This is a genomic window from Nostoc sp. CHAB 5836 (assembly GCF_020829445.1).
Taxonomy (GTDB): domain Bacteria; phylum Cyanobacteriota; class Cyanobacteriia; order Cyanobacteriales; family Nostocaceae; genus Nostoc.
The window spans coordinates 20497-42014 of record NZ_JAIVFV010000036.1 but is presented as its reverse complement, the minus strand read 5'-3'; the positions used below and the strand labels follow the sequence as shown (position 1 = coordinate 42014).

General features: G+C 43.1%; 1 pseudogene. It reads left to right on the top strand.

Going from position 1 to position 21518, the window contains the following annotated elements:
• Nucleotides 1-288: 288 nt before the first annotated feature.
• Nucleotides 289-21468 (top strand): annotated as a pseudogene (locus tag LC605_RS10050) (putative Ig domain-containing protein); the annotation flags it as partial.
• Nucleotides 21469-21518 lie beyond the last annotated feature (50 nt).

Genomic DNA, 21518 nt, shown 5'->3' with positions numbered 1-21518 from the left:
CGTCTGTACTACGTCACCTTGAACAATAGCGGTACTTTAATCAAATCAAATACGACCGGAACAACCATTTTTGAGAATTCCACATTCAATAACACAGGTACAGTTGACCTGCGTCAAGGTAGACTGAACTTTAGAGGTAGTGGTAGCAGTAATGGTGGAACTTTCAAACTAGCTGCTAATACCACTGCTGAGTGGAGTAATCAGTATACTTTTACCTCTGATACCAGCTTTACTGATACAGGAACAATTTTGGTTACTGGGAGTAATGTTAACTTTAACCAGTCAACAGTGAATTTGGCAAACTTAGTCATAAGTGGTGGAACATTAAACACCACAGGAACGGTAATTATTAAGAATGACTTCATCCTCAACAGTGGAGCATTAAACACAACAGGAACAGTCACACTTAAAGGACAAAATAATCAATGGTATACAGGGGTAATTAGTGGCCCAGGAATAGTTAATATTGCTGCTGAAGCAACTCTGAATATCAACGATGGTGGCAATTATAAATATTTAAGAAATAAAATTACTCTGAACAACCAAGGTACTGTTAGCTGGAATAGTGATAGATATTATATTGAAGCTGATGACAGAAGTGCTGATGAGGTAATTAATAACCAAGGCATATTTGAGATTAAAAATGATGCTCGTCTGTACTACGTCACCTTGAACAATAGCGGTACTTTAATCAAATCAAATACGACCGGAACAACCATTTTTGAGAATTCCACATTCAATAACACAGGTACAGTTGACCTGCGTCAAGGTAGACTGAAATTTAACGGTGGTAAATTCATCAAAGCAGCAGGAACTATTCAACAAAATGTCGGAACCTTTGACACTTCCAACACTACCTATATTGAGGATAATCAGTTACCTGATTTAAAGATAACAGGTGTAGATGTAAAAACAACCATAAAATCTGGTTCTAACATAGGTGTCAGTTGGACAGTAGAAAACCAAGGCAAAGACATAACAGATGCAACAAATTGGTATGATGCAATTTATCTGTCTGTAGATAACATTTTCGATGTTACAGATACTTTCATTAGCCGTATATCAAAACAAACGCTACTGGCAGTTAATACTAAGTATACCCTCGCTCAAACAATTACCTTACCAAAAACAGCTACAGGCAACCAATACCTACTATTTATTACTGATGAAAAATATTACCAATTAGAATCAAATGAAAATAATAACGTCTTTTCCCAAGCTATCCAATTTCTAAATATCAACAATAATCCCCCGACAGAAGTTCAATTAAGCAATAATAAAATTGATGAAAATAGTTTAAACGGAACACTAATTGGCACATTAAGTACCATTGACCCAGATTTGGACGAAACTCATACCTATAAACTATTAGATAGTGCAAGTGGTCGCTTTTTCTTAGATGGGAACCAACTAAAAGTTGCGAATGGAGGATTATTAGATTTTGAAAACCAAAGAAAATATAACATTATCATTCAATCAGTAGACCAAGGAGGATTAAGTCTAGATAAAACTTTTGAAATTAGGATTAATAACGTTAATGAAGCTCCATTTAATATTCAACTTAGCAATACTCAAATTGATGAAAACACCTCTAATAATTCTCTAATTGGAACTTTCAATACCCTTGACTTAGACGAATTTGAATCTTACGTCTACGAATTAGTCAATGATGCTAATGGTAGATTTAAAATAGTTGGTAATGAATTACAAGTTGCTAATAGTAGTCTATTAGACTTTGAAGATAATACTAGCCAAACAGTTAGAGTCAAAGCCACAGATGCAGGTAACTTAAGTTTTGAAAAAACATTCACCATTGCCATCAAGAATGTCAATGAAGCACCAACAGCAATTCAGTTAAGCTATAACAGCATTAACGAACATAGCCCAAATGGTACAGTAATTGCAACATTCACCACAATAGACACAGATAGAAATGATAGCCATACTTACACATTACTTAATAACGCTGACGGGCGTTTTGCTATTACAAATAATCGATTAATAGTTGCCAATAGCGCTTTATTAGACTTTGAGCAAAACACTAATCATATCATTACTGTTATCACTCAGGATCTAGGCGGTTTAACTGACGAGGAAAATTTCAACATTAACATCCTTAATGTCAAAGAAATTGACCTAGTACCAACTATTACCAAACTTAATAATATCCCCATAACTAGCGGAACAATATTAAGAGCAACATCAGGGGATCTAATATCATTAGAATGGGACGTAAAGAATGCAGGTGCAGACGATACACCAGGTAGTTGGATTGACCGCATTTACCTATCAGATGCACCCCCAGAAAGATTTACTCCCAATAACAACGATTTTATCAAAGAAGTAACACATACAGCCGGACTAGTAGCAAAAACAAGCTACATTGAAAACTTAAACATTAAATTACCTATAAATATTAACGGTACAAAGTACCTATATGTAATCACCGATGCTAACAACAGTATTAATGAACTTAACAATACAGAAAATGCAGAACAAAACATCGTCTTTCAACAACTAGAAATCGAACTAGCACCCTACGCAGACTTAAGCGTCACCAACATCATCGCACCAGCCTTAACCATCGGCGACCCAGCAAGTGTAACCGTTGGTTGGACAGTAACCAACCTGGGCAATGGTATTGGAAAAACCAGCACATGGGTTGACCGAATTATTGCCTCCCTCGACCGTAGAATTGGTAACTCAGACGACATTATACTAGCTAACTTCACCCACAATGGGTTTTTGAACGTTGGTGAAAATTACACCCGTTCGGAAAAACTACGCCTCTCTCCCGGTTTCCAAGGACGGTATAATCTATTTGTGCAAACAGATGCCACTTCTCAAGTATTTGAGAACAGCTTAGAGACAAATAATACCAACACTGCAAATAATAACTTTGATGTCGTCCGCACACCCTACGCAGACTTGCTCCTTTCAGAAGTCCAAGCTAAAGCAACTGCTAGTAGCGGTCAGCTTTTGCAAGTATCGTGGAAAGTTGCCAACTCAGGTATTGGAATAACCAACACCAGTTCTTGGACAGACCGTGTTTCATTATCCAGCGACCCCGAAGGCAAAAATATTATTGCAGATTTAGGTACCTTTGAACACGTAGGCGCATTAGCCGTGGGTGGAACTTACAACCCCTCTGTAGATGTTACCCTGCCCAACGGACTTTCAGGTAATTACTACCTAGTTGTAACTACAGGTGGGCCATTTGAGTTTATTTACACTGATAACAACAGCCGCACCTCGAACGCAGTTCAAGTAAATTTCACTCCTCCTCCCGACCTAGTAGTAAGCAAGGTAACATCTCCCACAGCAGCCCAGTCTGGTAACAAAATTGACGTATCTTGGACAGTAGACAACTCCGGCATAGGTGATGCAGTTGGTTCTTGGACAGACCAAATATTCCTCAAACAGGTGGGTGATGGAGAACAATTAATCTCCTTGGGCAGCTTTACCTATAGTAACGGTTTACAAGCAGGTAAAAACTACACCCGCTCTGAACAGTTTGTCCTCCCATCGACCGTGCAAGGTCTGTATGAAGTTGTAGTCAAGACTAACACCACCAACTCTCTGTACGAGAACGGTGTTACTAATAACAACACCAGCAGTACAAATCCCAATAATCTCTTAGTGAGCTTAACTCCTCGCCCTGACTTGCAAGTCAAAGAAATTATTGCACCCACTACCGTGAATGCAGGTGGTACAATCTCCCTAGAATTCATCGTCACCAATGAAGGTACAATTAGCACAAATACGCCCAATTGGCAAGACCGAGTTTATTTGTCCCTAGATGACAAAATTAGTTACGACGACTTATCCTTGGGCAGTTTTAGCAACGGTGCGGCCTTAGCATCTCTTGAAAGTTACCGCACCCAGGCTAATACCCTGATAATTCCCAAATACTTCCGGGGCGAAGCCTACCTGATTGTCCAAGCAGATGCGAATGGACTTTTAGACGAATATCCGCGAGAATCTAACAATACAAAAGCAGTCAAATTAAATATAAATTCACTCCCACCGGCTGACCTAGTTACAAGTAATGTGATTGCTCCCACACTCGCATTTGAAGGTTCTAAAATTAAGGTGCGGTACACCGTCACAAATCTGGGAATTGGCGAAACCGACCGGGATAGCTGGACAGACACCATTTGGTTAACCCGCGACAAAAACCGACCATCCCCAGCCAATAGAGAAGGAGGTGCAGAAGATATTCTGTTGACCAGTGTCGGACACAACGGTTTCTTGAAAGTTGATGAGAAATATGAAGCAGAAATTGATGTTACCATACCAAGTCAAGTCACCGGCGAGTGGTATATTACGGCTTGGTCGGATGCATATAACATCGTTTTAGAAGACACCCTTGATATTAATACGAATCCAGACGACCCCACAGAACTGGATAATAACAACTACAAAGCAAGACCAATTACCATCCTGCTGACACCGCCACCAGATTTGGTAGTAACTTCAGTCACACCCACAACTCAAGCAGTCGGCGGACAACCATTTAGCGTTGATTGGACAGTAACTAACCTTGGTGCTAATGGCGTAGCAGCAAGTAATTGGGTTGACAACGTTTACCTATCTGATAGTCCCACACTCAACGCACCGGGAGCCAAACAATGGTTCTTGGGTAGTGTCGGGCATGACGGCAACTTGGGAGTCAATTCTAGCTACACTGGAAAATTGGATACTGTGCTGTCTCCAGGTGCTAGCGGTAGCTACATTATTGTTCAGACTAACTCTAACGGTGGCGTTTGGGAAGGGCCTTATACCAACAACAACCTGCTGAATGCCAACACTCTTGTCACCAGCAGTGCAGCCGACTTAATTGTGACAAATGTAAAAACTCTGCCGCAAAACTTCTCTGGAGAACGTACCACCGTTGAGTGGACAGTGAAGAACATCGGCAGCGATCTGTGGAGTGGAACACGCTACTGGTATGATGAAATTTGGGTTTCTCCCGACTCCACCTTTATTCCCGAACGGGCAACTAAAGTCGGATTTGTCCCCTATAGTCCCCAACAGTCATTACTTAGTGGTGATAGTTACACCCAAACCCAAGATATTACCCTGCCTGCGGGAATTGATGGCGAGTACTATATCTATGTTAGTACAGATTACAGCTACGATAGAAATACCGAACGCTTCCGAGGTGGAATTCCCACAAGTGGTGATAACAACTCACTGCGTGGCAGCTTTGAGTATCGCGTATTTGAAGACACCACAAATAATCTAAATAGCGCCCTCCTCCCCGTCACCTACTTTGAAGCAGATTTAGAAGTTACCAATTTAGTAGTCCCTGAAACATCACCCACTTCCGGTCAAACAATAAGAGTCAACTGGACAGTCAGCAACACAGGTTCCCGCGATACCAGAGAAACTTCCTGGTCAGACCGCGTTTACCTATCGCGCGACGAGTCTTTAGACTTCAATGATACGTTCCTTGGAGAGTTTACTCGTCGTGGTAGCTTAAAGCAGGGTCAATCCTACATCGGCAATAGTGAATTTACTCTCCCAGATGGCATTGATGGAAATTTCTATTTACTAGTATTCACGGACTCAAACATTAGTAAAGGGTACAATAGACTCACCTATGAAAGCGTTAGCCAGACATTAGCTCGCGTACCTGAGTTTCAGGATGAAGGTAACAATATTACTGCCACACCAATGAAAGTTACCTTGCAACCACCAGCAGATTTACTTGTTTCTTCAGTTATTATCCCAGAACGTGCCACTACTGGACAAAGTTTTAATCTGAAGTACACCGTAAAAAATGAAGGGACTGGTGATACACCCACTAGACAAAATCGCTGGAATGATTTAATTTACTTATCAAGAGATGAATTTTTAGATGGAAAGAGCGATCGCTATCTGGGATATGTAGAACATACTGGCTCCTTAAGTGCTGGCGGCAACTATACAGTTAACAAAACTTTACAACTGCCCACTGATTTTGTCGGTTCTTACTACGTCTTTGTAATTACAGATGCGCCCCAGTCTAGCCCTCGTGGTATGGTATTTGAAGGTAATAATGAGGGTAATAACGCCAAAGCCAGTACTCAACCCTTGGTGCTAGAACTACCACCGCCAGCCGATTTACAAGTAGACGAAATTACGATTCCGAGTTCGGCTAAATCGGGTGAACAGGTACAAATTAGTTGGAAAGTCACCAACTACGGCGACAATCCGGCTAGCGGAGAGTGGAGTGATGCAGTTTACTTATCCACAGATGCAGTTTGGGATATCAATGACCCTTTGATTGGGCGAGTAACCCATAGTGGTAACTTAGCAAAAAATGCTGACTACACCTCAACCCTGACAGCAAATCTACCACCAGCAATTCCCGGTCAATATCGTATCATTGTTAGATCCGATATCTTCAATCAAGTTTACGAAGCTGAGAACGAAGCAAACAACCGCACAACTTCTGCTGACCCCCTGAATGTTACCGTTGAACAGTTACAGTTAGGTGTAGCGAAAGAAACAACCCTCAGTACGGGACAGGAGAGGCTATTTGAAATTCACCTCCAAGCTGGTCAAACCCTGCGCGTCAACGCCAACTCGGCTGCAACCCTTGCTGCCAACGAAGTGTTCATCCGCTTCGGGCATTCCCCCACAACTATTGTATATGATGCTGCGTACACAGGAGTACTAGGGCCAAATCAATCAGTCATAATTCCCACCACTAAAACTGGAACTTACTACGTTTTGGTGCGGGGTTATGCTCAACCCAACAATAACACGCCCTTGTCTCTGTTAGCAGATGTCCTACCCTTTGAAATTACTGATGTCGTTACCGACCGAGGTGGAGATAGCCGCTACGTAACCACCAATATTATAGGCGCACAGTTCCAACCAGGGGCAATTGTGAAACTGGTACGTCCTGGCATTGCTGAATACAACCCAGTCAGATACCAAGTGATTGACAGTACGAAAATTACTGCCATCTTCGACCTCACCGACGCACCCCACGGTCTTTACGATGTTAAAGTCATCAACCCAGATAGTCGAGTGGCAATTGTTCCCTACCGCTACTTAGTTGAACGGGCAATTGAACAAGATGTTACCATCGGTTTGGGTGGGCCAAGCATCCTCGCACCTGGAGACACAGCAACTTACGGGGTATCAGTCCAAAGTTTGACCAATATCGACACCCCCTATGTACATTTTTCGTTTGGCACCCCCCAACTCGGAACAAACGCAGAAGTCTTTAATCTTCCCTATACAGAGTTTAGCTCAAATTTGCGCGGCAATCCAGAAGGCGTTTTGCAAGATGTCCCTTGGGCCAGCTTAACTTCCGATGTCAACACCAATGGCGAAATCTTAGCACCAGGATATGTCCTCGACCTGCCCAACGCCGGATTTGTTGGTCGGACATTTAACGTGAGAACTTATCCAGGACTCCAAGACGAACTTATTCTAGACCCCAAAGGCTTAGACGATGTTCTAGATGAGGATATTGCTTTCCGTTTCCATATTTTAGCGACAGCAACAGCGATGACTCGTGCAGAATTTGTCCAACAACAAACTGCTTCAGCACTGCGGCTGCGAAATGCTATCCTATTAGATCCAACAGCTTCGGTTTCACTAACGGTGCTGGCGGCAAATGTTAACACTTGGACAAACGCATATTTAGCAGCTTTAGAACAAGCTGGATTATTGCGTCCCGAAAACCAAGCACCGCCAATTCGAGAAAATCCCCAAGTAATTAGCTTGATGGCGACACTCGCCACTGGTTTATTGCTGGGTCCTGCGGGTCATCAAATTATCTCTAGTAACAATTTAGTCAACTTCTTTGAACAAGTCCGCAAATGGTATGGTAATAATCCCAGTTTAAGAGGACAAGAATCGGCTGTTGACCTCAAACAATACGATTTAGGTCTATCGCAAAAAACCCACGCCCAATCTTTCAACGTCTACGTTCCTTTTGGGGATGCAAGGGTTGAATTACCCCAAGGTGTTGCTGTCCCACCTCCCAGCTTTGGTAGCTTCTTCAACAGTGCTGGAACTGTAAGCAATCTTGCTACCCTAACTGGCCCCTTGGGCTATGGGATGGAAAATATCATCCCTGCGGGTACAGCACTCCCCTACACAATTCGCTTTGAAAACGCCGCTGCTGCTGATAGCAATGTGGGGGAAGTGCGGATTGTTACCAAACTTGATGATGACCTCAACCCCCGTAGCTTCCAATTAGGTTCTCTGCGCCTGGGCGATATTCAGATTCATATTCCTACAGGACGTGGCACTTTTTCTGGAGATTTTGATTTTACCAGCAGCAAAGGCTTTATTTTACGGGTAAGCGCTGGTTTAGATGTAGTTTCTAACACTGCTACTTGGTTAATCCAAGCAATTGACCCCAATACTGGGGAAGTGGTGCAAAACCGGGATATTGGGTTATTGCCACCCAATAAAGCCAACGGTGTTGGCAGTGCTTTTGTCAGCTATACCATTCTACCTAAAATTGGCAGTGCCACTGGAACCGAAATTACTAGCGCTGCCAGAGTAATTTACAATACTGCTGCCCCCCTAGACACGGCAGAAGTCACCAACATTATTGATGGTACTGCCCCAACAACTATACTCAATGCTACACCATTAGTTGCAGGTGGTTCTGATTATTTGGTGAAGTGGACAGCAACTGATGATGCAGCTGGTTCTGGAATTAAGCACGTAACTGTTTATGTCGCTGAAGATGGCAACGATTTCAAAATTTGGCAGCAGCGAACCACCGAAACCAGTGGTGTTTATGTTGGTCGTAGCGGACACACTTATGAATTCTTGGCACTGGCTACCGACAATGCTGGTAATAAAGAACAGCCATCATTAGGAATTAGCGCCCCCAACGATGGTTCTGCGGTTAACTTGGGGACTCTACCCACGGTTGAGAAAACGACTCAACCGGAATTGGGTACGCCTCCTCTACCCCAACCGCAACCATCAACAAATCAACTATTTTTAGAAGCAAAACAAGGCATTCCATCTGCCACACCCACAACTCACCCATCTGAATTTAGTAGTGTTTTACGTCCCTTCATTGCTTCTTCCTTTGCTACAGGTATTCCCAATAGTCATGCCAATATAGCACCGTTAGCGATCGCTGTTCTTAAAGATGGTTCAGTACTGGCTAGTGGTGGTGCCAATCGGGGTTCTCTATACAACTTCTCCCCAACAGGTGGTGCAGCCAGTTCCCCGCTTACCACTTTGCAGTATCCCATTTTTGACCTAGCGACTGATAGCAATGGTAGCCTCTGGGCAACTACGGGTGGCGGCCCCTTATTACAACTTGATTCTCAAACGGGTAATATTGTCAAGCAGTACGGAGATAGTATTACCCAAGCTTTAGCAATTCAAGCAGGTACGGGATTAATCTACGTTTCTTCCGGCAAGGGAATTGAAATCTTCAATCCCATCAGCGAAACTTTTACTCATTACAGCGATTTGCGTGTAGATAGTTTAGCATTTAACGCTGACGGTAAACTCTGGGCAACAACTTGGCCACAACGCGGCGATATTGTCCGCTTTAACGATTTAGGTCAGCCAGAAAAGATACTTGAATTTGATTCTCCTGTAGATTCTATCGCTTTTGGTAAAGCTGGTAGTCGCTTGGCAGGATTGTTGTTTGTTTCCAACAACAATGGTACCTTAATCATGGTTGATTTAGCAACCTTGCAACACGTGAAAGTAGCGTCTGGTGGTAGCCGGGGTGAAAATATCACAACTACAGATGATGGTCGCGTTTTACTTTCCCAGTCCCATCAAATAGATATATTCAACCCGGTGATTGCACCCAAGGTGGCAGCGACTAATCCGGCACCGAATGCGATTGTAGCTCTACCCCAAGGTACAATTAGTGTCACCTTTGACCAAGATATGTTTGCAGGGTCAGCCAATGACACTACCTCTGTCCTCAACCCAGCCAATTTTGAAGTTGTTAGCGCCAGTGGTACAATTACTCCACAGTCAGTCCGTTACGATGCCAAAACTCGGACTGTACTGCTTGATTTCAACACCCTGACTCCCGACCATTATGAATTGCGGGTTTCTCCAAATCTGAAGAGTACTGCTGGGGCAGAACTAACTGATGGGTATAAAGAGCAGTTTACCGCAATTTCAGATTTCTCAGCCCTGGTAGACTTGAAGTTTACCAATCCCCGTTCCGATAGGCAGCATCAAACGATTTCCTATGATGTTATTCTCACCAGTAAGGCAAGTTCTGATTTACTGCTACCAGTAATGCTGTTGCTTGACCCAGCACAGTCTTTTACAGGTGTGCCAACTGGTGCAACCCGCAATGCATCCGGTGCATATATGGTGGATTTGCAGGATAATTTACCTCAAGGTGTCCTGAAAGCTGGTCAATCTACTACTGCACATACGATTACAGTTTACAACCCTTCGGCACTGCGGGTTGAGTTTACCCCAGGTATATATGCACTTCCTTACCCCAATCAAGCACCGATTATTACTTCTGCCCCAGTATTGACAGCTTATTCTGGTCAATCATATAATTACCAAGTGGCTGCTAATGATCCAGATGGTGCTGTACTGGGATATCTGTTGTATGATGCACCAATAGGGATGAGTGTTGACCAAAATACTGGTTTAATTACTTGGTCGCCAACACAGCAAAGTCTGGTAAGTACTGATGTCACATTACAAGTATACGACCTGCGCGGCGCTCACACCACACAATCCTTTACCTTAAATGTGGTCGGCGGGAATCATAAACCAGTATTTAATACTCCCGTTGTTAGTGGTGGAATTATCGTTTCATCTGCTAACGGTACAGTTTCAGGTGGTTCATCTGCTAACGGAACAGTTTCTGGTGGTTCATCTGCTAATGGCACAGTTTCTGGTGGTTCATCTGCTAACGGCACAGTTTCTGGTAATTCATCCGCAAACGGTACTCCCATTACCATCAAAGGTGCAGAAGGAAAATCGCTACAAATTAAGCTTTCTGCAACAGACACTGACCGCAATCAGTTAAGATATTGGGCAGATAATTTACCCAATGGTGCGATTTTCGACTCAGCTACAGGAATACTTACTTGGACTCTCGGTTATGAAGCGGCTGGCACTTACGAAAACGTGCAGTTTACTGTCAGCGATGGTATAGAAAGAGTAACGCAAACTGCAACCATCCTGATTGCACCCACCAATCAAGCACCCACTCTCATCCGTCCCGCTAACACAATCGTGCGCGAAGGTGAAAAAATCCGCATCCAACTCCAAGCAACCGACGCAGACATAACATCTCCTAGTTCTTCCTCCCCTCCCTCACTCTCCCCCTCCCTCACTCCCTCACTCCTCTACTCCAGCCCCCTCCTCCCCGGTGGTTCCACCCTCGATTCGCGCACGGGATTGTTTGAATGGACACCAGCCTACTTCCAAGCAGGAGAGTTTGAAATTCCCTTCAATGTCAGTGATGGCGAATCAATTACTACACAAACTACCAAAATTACAGTCCTCAACGCCAACGCCGCACCTGTATTTGATAATTTAGGTACTTGGCAAATTCAAGAAGGACAATCAGTTCGCTTCCGTGCTTTTGCTTTAGACCCAGATAATCCAGGCTTTGTACCTCAAGACCGTAATGCTGATGGTCAACTTACCATCAATGAAGGTAGTGACCCATCTGTTACTTATACGGTCTCTGGTTTACCCACTGGTGCTACTTTTGACCCAATCACAGCAATGTTTGCTTGGACACCAGGATATGCCAACGCTGGGACATACAATGTCACCTTTACTGCCACCGATGACGGTAATGGTACGGGAGCAACTAAGGAAACCTCCCTAATAGTACCAATCACTGTCTTCAATACCAACCGTGCGCCGGCGATTGCAGAATTTACAAATGTTACCCTCAACCGGGGTGAAACACGGGAGTTGGTACTAAGGGTGAGTGATGCTGATCATGACCCATTGGTGTTGCAACTCAAAGCCGAATCTACAGGATATAATATCCCTGATTTTGTCAAATTTACTGATAATGGCGATGGTACAGCTACATTGCGCCTAACTCCTGGAGTTAGTGATGGTGGCAATTATTCCTTTACTCTGGTCGCAAGGGATAACGGAAATGGCGGTGGTGTCTTAGCTGTGCAACAAGATGAATATACCTTTGTTGTTTCAGTGAATGCACCCAATGATGCACCGAAATTGCCCTTCATTGGAAACAAAGTTGCAGTTGTTGGTGAGACTCTGAAATTTCTTGTTAAAGCGTCAGACCGCAATCAAGATAATTTAAACTTTAATCTGAGTAGTCTGCCTCCTAGTGCCACCCTTACACCCACTGCAATTTATGGGGAAGCATTATTCAGTTGGACACCAACACTTGCTGATACTGGCACATATCCTGTCACCATTGGGGTTCAAGATAGCGGTAATGGTAATTCAACAGAGGTTCTTACCAGTCAGCAAGTTTTTAATTTAGTTGTTCGCACTGCTAACACTGCACCGATACTAAGAGCGATCGCTAATCAAACTATAGCAGAAGGACAAACGCTGAATCTAGTATTATCAGGCAGTGATGCTGATGGCGATACCCTTACTTATTCTGCATCTAATCTGCCCCCAGGCGCGGTACTTGATGTCGCACAAGGAATACTCACTTGGACACCCAATTTAGGACAGGCAGGAACTTATAATAACATTACCCTGACTGCAAGTGATGGTAATAAGAGCAGTTCTCAAAGCTTTGCAATTCTGGTAAATAATACAAATATTGCTCCTGTACTAGCACCGTTGCCTATTCAAACTGGACTTGAAAACAACCTTGTCCAGTTTACCTTGGCGGCGGGAGATATTGATAACGATTCATTAATTTACTCGGCTGTTTCACCTTTGCCAAGGAGTGCTACCTTTGACCCACGCACAGGTCAGTTTACTTGGAAGCCCAATTATGAACAAGCGGGTGAATATATATTAAGATTTGCGGCAACTGATGCTCAAGGTGCTAGCGATGTCCGCGATGTTACTCTCCGGGTTGCTAACGTCAACCGCAGTCCGGTAATATCTGTATCACCCCATGCTGTGGCGTTGGGTGAAACACTGCAATTTACAGTTGCTGGGACTGACCCAGATAATGGTACAAATCTTACCTATAGTGCCGTTGATTTACCTCTGGGTGCATTACTTGATGCGGTGACGGGACGGTTTACTTGGACACCCAATCCCGGACAAGTGGGTGATTATGGTGTAACTTATGCGGTTAGTGATGGGGAGAAGACAGTAACGCAGACTTCCCTTGTGCGGGTGGCTGTTGCAGCGAGTGTACCAATAGTTAGCTTTGATTTAACACCAAGTTTCCCGGCTGTTCCCGGACAAAAGGTGATAGTGCAAACTCTCGCTTCTAGTTTCGCTGCAATTACCAATTTAACTGCCACCGTAGATGGTAGACCTGTAACTATTGATAGTCAAGGCTCTATTGAGATTACCCCAACTACTCCTGGTCGCTTGGTTGTCGATGTTACCGCAACTGATGCAGACGGTCGCGTTGGTCATAATAGTACTGTGGTTAAGGTGCGCGACCAGCAAGATTTGGCTGCACCAGTAGTTGCATTTGCACCTGGGTTGGATGGTGCTAAATTGACTGGTGTTACTAATATTATTGGCAGTGTTAGCGATCGCAATCTTGATAGCTGGGTACTAGAAATCGCTGATTTTGGTGAAGATGTATACAAAACACTGGCTAGTGGTAATGGTACGGTAAGCGAGGGGGCGATCACTCAATTTGACCCAGGTAAACTAGAAAATGGTTTCTACCAGTTGCGATTACGGGCGACTGATATTAGCGATCGCTCTTCCGAGACTCAAGCACTAGTCGAGGTTAATACTACCACTAAACCAAGCGCATATACCAGAACTGAAACTGATTTATCTATAACTTTTTCTTCTCCCTACACCCCACACCCCACACCCTACACCCTCAACCTCATACGCACCTACAGTTCTCTCAACGCTGATGAAGTTGGCAGTTTTGGTAACGGTTGGCAGTTGGCTTCTAAAGAAACCAACATTCAAACTAATGTACCGTTGACAGGACGAGAATCATTAGGTGTTTATGAGCCATTCCGTGTTGGCACAAGGCTTTACTTAACTACTCCTACTGGTGAAAGGGTTGGGTTTACGTTTGCACCGCAGAAACACACTATTCCTGGTCTTACTTATTACACGCCTAGTTGGGTGGCAGATTCCGGGGTGAATTATACCCTTTCTTCAGCTTCGGCGAAACTGACTTTGGCTGGTAATCGGTTCTATGACTTGAAGACGGGTCATGCTTATAATCCTGGTAGTGGGGAATTTGATGGTGCTGATTACACGCTCTCTTCGGCAAATGGTACTGTTTATCACTTGAGTGCTGCTGGTGGTGTTACTGAGCAGGTTGGGGTTAATGGGACACGGTTAATCTACAGCGATAGTGGTATTACCAGTGACACTGGGGAAACGGTGCGTTTTGTCAAGGATGCCGCCGGAAGGTTAACCCAGATTACTGCACCAGATGGTAGTTTGGTGGTTTATAGCTATGATGCTCTAGGTAATTTGGTATCAGCCCGGAATCTTGCTTCTGGTCAATCCAGTCGTTACGGCTACTCCCTCACTCCCTCACTCCCTCACTCCCTCACTCCTCTCCTCACTTTAGTAACGGGAACACCTCTTACAGGAGGGGAAGCAATTACCTACTCGGCGACACCGCAAGTATCACCTGTGTTGGCTGATTTGGGTAGTGCGGCGCAATTTCAAAGTAAGACGATTAATGGTAGTGTGGGCGATCGCTATACTTTTAGTCTCAGAGATTCCGAATTACGATCTACTGCTACTGGTACTGTGCTGCTGGGTGTTGAGTTACAAGGTAATATGACGTTACCTACACTCCTTGGTTTGACTCCTGTTGCCACACACCTTGATGCTAGCGGTAGTTACGCACTATTTGGAGTTAATCGTGCTGGCTTAAATTTAATCTCACTCTCTAATACTTCCCCCACTCACTCCCTCTCTCTCTTCATAGCTGGTGATGTTAACCACGATGGGTTGGTTGATGGCGTTGATAGTCAATTACTGGGGCTGGCGATCGCTTCTGGGGTTTACAATACTACTTATGACTTCAATAGAGATGGTGTCATCAATGCTACTGATGTGCAGATTCTCGGCAGTAATTATGGGTTTACCGCCAATCGTGCGCCTGTTGTCACTTCTACTTCTGTGCTGACACATACTGATTTATCAACTAGTGTTGCACTGGATAAATTAGCTACTGACGCGGAAGGGGATGCAATTTTCTACCGGATTATTAATCCGGTGAATGGGGCGGTAACGTTTACGCCTGATGGTCATTCTGCTTTCTTTACACCGACTGCTGGTTATTCGGGAACGGCGAGTTTTGATGTTGTTGCGGATGATGGGTTTAGTAGTTCTACACCAGCTAAGGTGACGGTGAATGTCAGTAATGCGGCGTTGGTTAATCTTGATTTTGCACGGCGTGGTTTGCGGTTGGATGTGGGTGGAAGTACTGAGTTGATGGTGGTTGGGGATTTTGCTGACCAACAAGATGTGATTCTACCTTATTCATACTTGCAGTTGGCGTCGGATAATTCTACCGTGGCGGCGGTGTCTGCGGGTAAGGTGACGGGGTTCAGTGATGGGGTGTCGGTGCTGAGTGCGTCGCGTAATGGCATTACTGCTGTGACTGCACTGCGGGTAGGTGAACTGGGTGCGCCTAAAAATCAAACTGAGTTTAATCTGGCACTGGCTGAAACTAACGGACTAAATGTGTACCCTCAAGCTGTGACGCTGGTGGAAGGCGTGAAACGTCAAATTCTTGTTGGTATCAATGAGGTAATTGATTCGCCAGATTTGAGGACAGCAACTTCTGGCACTCGTTATTTTGTCAATAATCCCAATTTATTGCAGGTATCTTCGGATGGTCTAATTACTGCTTTAGATGAAGGAGTAGCGAATGTTACTGTCATTTCTGGTGCAACAGAGTATGTGCTGCCTGTGCGAGTGGAAATTCCACATTTGAATTCAGCAGTGCTGGGTAAAGATGGTGGTGCAGTGCAAGCAATTGATGGGTCAATGGTAATGGTAGCTCCTGGTGCATTAAAGGATAATGCAACTGTTAGCATCAAGCAGTTAAGTAAAAATGAACTGGCGCTACCAATTCCAGAAGATAAATTCTCCTTTGCAGGGGCGTTTAAGTTGGATGTGGGAAATAATTCACTTGACTTGCCTGTACAATTGGCAATTCCAGCACCAGTAGGTTTGGCTGTTGGAACTGAAGTATTCTTCATGCGCCAAGGGGAATTACCAGATGAAACTGGAATCAATCAGCCAATCTGGTTTATGGAAGAATCTGGAGTAGTAGGTGCTGATGGTATGATTCGTACCCAATCACCGCCGTGGAATGGTGCCTATCAGTCGGGTACTTATAGCATCGCTATTCCTAAGTTTGAGTATTCTACAGTACGACTTCAATTAGGAATTGGACTAACGATTATTGGTGGTGCTTTAATTGTGGCTGGAGTAGCTTCAGGATTCGCAGCAGCAAGAAGTCCAATATTTTCTAAAAATTCTTACCTTGGGCCTACAAGTCTTACCAGTCTAGGTATAATTGGTTTTGTGGCGGGAGTAACTTTATTAGAAACAACAGACCAACCTCAAGTAACAGTAGTAACAATTCCTTCCGTAGGATTACCTTATAAAACTTTAACAGGAGTCCAACTTAATCTCAACCAAATTACATCAAAAGTAACTCCTAGTGCCATAATTCAAGTTCCGCCGCCTTCAGTAGTGACAGATATCACACCAGTAGTTGAAAACATCGCATTGGACTTTGATGAGCAAGGGGCATTCTTGCATATAACGGGTCATAACTTTGGAAACAAACCCGAAAACCTGACAGTTGATTTGAAATTTGGTCTTCAAACTTTTGAGCAAGACAACATCACTATATTAGACCCGGAAGCTGAAGGAAAAGAAGAATTAAAATTCCGTCTTCCTGATTTTGTACCCTACAACAATGACGTGAGCTTCACAATTGTGCGGCAGATACCCTCGCAAATAAGAACACCAGTAGAGGAAGAAAGTGAGCGAGTTAAAGTTCCTGTTCCCCTTTGTATTGAAACCGCTGTTACAGTCAATGCATTAAGCGATACTGTGAAATTAATTAATGCTCTAAATCCCAAAGAAATAGTTACACAAGCAGGTGTTGAGAATCTTTTATTAGCAAGTATTCCTATCGGCACTCCTGATCAGCGAGATATGCCAAGATATGTCGCTACTACCAATGATGCCTCTCTTGCTTATGTACCTCTAATGGGATCTGGTGAAATTGCAGTCATAGATGTAGTTGGGATGCGGTCGTTGGATGTAGATCCTTTAAAAGAAGGTATTAACTCTATTCATCTACAAAATGCTGCTGGGGCTGCACCCGCTGATATTATTATCCACCCAAGTAATAAGTTTGCTTATGTAGCTGACCGTAACAAAGGGCAAATTTTTGTTCTAGATATTGACTCTTTGTCACCAAATTATAACAAGCACATTAGTACCATTCCTGTTAAGGATGCACTTAACGGCATACGCCAGATGGCAATGAATAGCGATGGTACTCTCTTGTTTGTAACTAGTGCTAATAGTTCTAAACCCGGTAAAGGTGCAATTTCAGTTATCAGTGTTGACTTCAATGACAAACCCAGCAATGGAGTGCAAGTAAATTCTAATAAATGGCATCAGCAAATTGGTGTAATTGAAACAGATGCAGGAGTGGAAGGCATTTCTGGTACTCCTGACGCTGATCAAATGATTTTCACCAATCGGTTGAAAGATGCTGAAGGATATGGGGTTTTGACAATTACCAAAGATGACCCCAACCAATTTACAGCTACTACAAAGTATGCTCCCTTAAATCTAGGTAGTATTTATGATTATTTTGATGTCAACGAAGCAGTAGCTGTGACGATGATCCGCGATCCTGGCAACAGTGAGGAGTATGCTTTTGTTGCAGGTCGTAATGGCCGTTTATTTGGCAGTGGAATTGAGAGTATTGATGGGCTAAAAGCTGGTAGTAATATTGGTATTATCAAAGACCCATTAGGCGATAACCCTCAATTAATTGCCGCTACTCGACCGATTCCAATGGGGCTTACGCAAGACTTAGCGATTACTAGTGATAACCGATACCTATACGCAACTAACCCAGGTGTTAATGGTACCTTCGTTTATGATGTCCAGGAAATTATTAAAACCATCAAGGAAAAATCGTCTCAGCAGTTAAGTGATAAGCCACTTGAAGAACTGAACTCAGCCGTTGGTATTGCTGCTAATTTTGGCTCAGGTAGCGGCGCTAGCGCTCTTGGTATTGGTGCTTCCTTTGGGTTAGGAATCGCCTCAACAAGACCTTTGCTGAACTTAATTCAACCTATCCAGGTTATTAACGAAGAGACACTTACACCTACATTCCAATGGAATTTTGCAGGGATAACAGACGATGTATTAAATATATGTTACAACCCGACAAAAGAAGAAGAAGTTAAAGAAGTTAATCTCTATGTGAGTGTATTTCCTACAGGTCAAGGATTGTTGCCGAAGGACAGGTGGACAGAGTTAAAGGATATACCAAAAGCAGCCAATGATCCCAAACTCATAAATGACTACAACCCTAACCGAATCCTGACTGCCAAGTGGACTAAGAGTGTTGTAGCATCTTCAAGTGAAGAAGGAGTTTGGACTTGGAACGGTGGAAGTAAAATTGGCAGCAACGATGAATTTATTCTTCCAGATAATCTGATTTTGACATCTGGACAAAATTACTACTGGGCTGTCGAAGCGGTTACTGATAAAGGAAAAAAATACGTTGTTGAAAATGGTAAATTTGAAACTCCATTACCAGCTGCAAATAATGATGGCATATTTAGCAGCGTGACTATTTTAACTCGTGGAATAGAACCTGTTTCGCAGTATAAGGTTGATGACCAATTGGCAGCAATGGCTAAACACATTGCTGGCGATGAAGGTGCAGTCTTGGAATATAACAAGGAAGCTGGTACTTGGAAGCCAATTGCAGGTAGTAAATCACCCCAGCTAGGCAAGTCTTTAGTAATAGTGGCTGACTGGATACACGCAGTTGCTGACCAAAGCAAATTGTATAATGCTGGTTTTGCTGAGGCTGCGGCAGATACATTCTTTGCTTCACTGGTGCAGTTAGATCAGCAATATCATAATTCAGTAGGAGATGAAAAATACGGAGCTATTTTAGAGTCACCTCTACACTTTGTTGGCTTTGGACAAGGTGCGGTAGTCAATAGTGAGATTATCCAACGCTTAGGGACTTTCTTCCCAAATGCAGGCGGTCTGAGCAAGGAAAATCGCGATCTGCAAATGACAACGGTAGATGCTTACGACTTTGATAGCAATTACCCAGATGGGACTTTCAAAAATATCCTTGACCCCTATGTAAAGGTGTGGGAAAACGTCACTTATGCTGATAATTACTACCAGCAAAATGGTCAAAAAGATTCGCTTAATGGACGTTCGCTTGACGGGGCTGATTGGAATGTAGATTTGGGGAATATGGCTGGGTTTGATCAAGACTTAAGTAAAGGAGGTTCTCATAGAAATGCTTTAACATGGTATGCCGGAACTGCTAATCTCAATGAAACTAAACTTCCATCAAAGACGGGAGATGATGTCTACCGTCGCCTTGGGGATTTGTTGGCAGCTTCAGGAGAGCAGAAACTAGCTTGGTACACCCCTGACCACACTGATGCTAACTTTGAGACTGGAGAGCAAAAAGCTCCTTGGGAAGGTATTGGTACTGGTTGGTTTTACTCTACTCTCGGCGGTGGTGATGAATTACGCCCTTATAATATCGGTGGTAATAAGCAATCTATAGAAAGCATTACCGATTTCAATGGCTACTTGAAAGATAAGCGTAGCTTGGTAAGCGAAGACAACACTTACGATGCTAGGATGCGAGGGGATTTTGCTGTTCCTACGCTGTTTAATGGCAATTTTGATGCAGTAGCTTTTAATGCTGGGGAGCAACAAAGTGTTGCTGGTTGGTCTTTATATAATGGGGCTAATGATGCTTCCCAAGCTAATCTGAAGCTTTGGTCTCAAATTGTTAATTTATCTAATCCAGCTAATTATCCAGATAACTATACTTTGGAGTTGAAATCTGGACAAAGTATTACACATAACCGCTTTGTAGTTCCTGATTGGGGTGTGTTGCGGTTTGATTTGCATGTGCCAGTGCCCGAATCTGCTACAGATCCTCAAAATAGTGTTGTCAGAGTTTTTCTTGATGACTATGAACTACAAAGTTCTGCTTTTCAAGGATTACTTAGAAAAGACCAGAAAAGAAATAATAATGACGTAGATTATACTGACGACGGATATCCTGCTGTTGATTTACGGCAATATAAAGGCGATCTAGGTGCTAGAAACGGAGAGGGACAATCTAACAGAATTAGTTTTGCAAAAGAAGGATTTCAGACTTTTCAGGTTGATATTCCTAATGAATTTCGTGGCAAGGTGGCAACACTCAAGTTTGAGGTCAGCGGAGGAAAAACAATTTACCTAGATAATGTTTTCTTCAAGAGTCAACACCTTTTATTTGGCAATCCAGCTTTAAATGGAGAAGAAGCAAGAAAAGACATAGACACTCCTAAATTTACTACCAGCTACAACCCCTATATCCCCACAGATCCTCCTAGTAGCTTCTCTAATAGCTATCTGATTGAAAGACCTCAGTATTCTCTGTCATACAATAATGATTTAAAGACTCCAAATTGGGTTAGTTATCAATTAAATAAATCTTGGCTTGGTGCTGAGAATGGAAGTGATTTTGGGTCAGATCCTCGCTTGCCTTTTGCTACTCAAATTCAAAAAAATGATGTTCCTGACAGTAGCAGTTATCAAAGAGGTCATATGACTACTGCTTCCCATCGTAGTCGCAATGAGCAGGATTATGTAGCAACTTACTTGATGAGTGATATTATTCCTCAGCCCCTTAGGAAGCCTAATGATCGATGGACGGCTTTGGAAAAAGATTTAACCGATTTAGTTAACATTTACAATAAAGAATTCTACATCATTGCAGGAAGAGATGGAGCAACTACTAAAACTATAAGTTCAAAAGTAAGTGTTCCCGAAAGCCTTTGGAAAGTAGTGCTAGTAATGGATAAACCTGGACAGGGTATTTCAGATGTGACTAAAGATACCCTTGCCTTTGGAATTAGACTACCAAATACTCTGGCTACTTATAATGGACCAGAATTTAATGCCGACGGTTCAAAGTCTAAATATTATGATAATAATGGTAATCCTTTACAAGTTGGTCAAGATCCAGATAATGATTGGAAAACAAATTTTTCACTCATCAGTAATCAAAATGAGTATGGGCTATTTAATGTTAAAGAGCTTGAGAGTATAACTGGATATAATTTCTTATCCAATATCCCCACAGAAATTCAGGAAACAATTGAGAATCGAGATGTTAATGA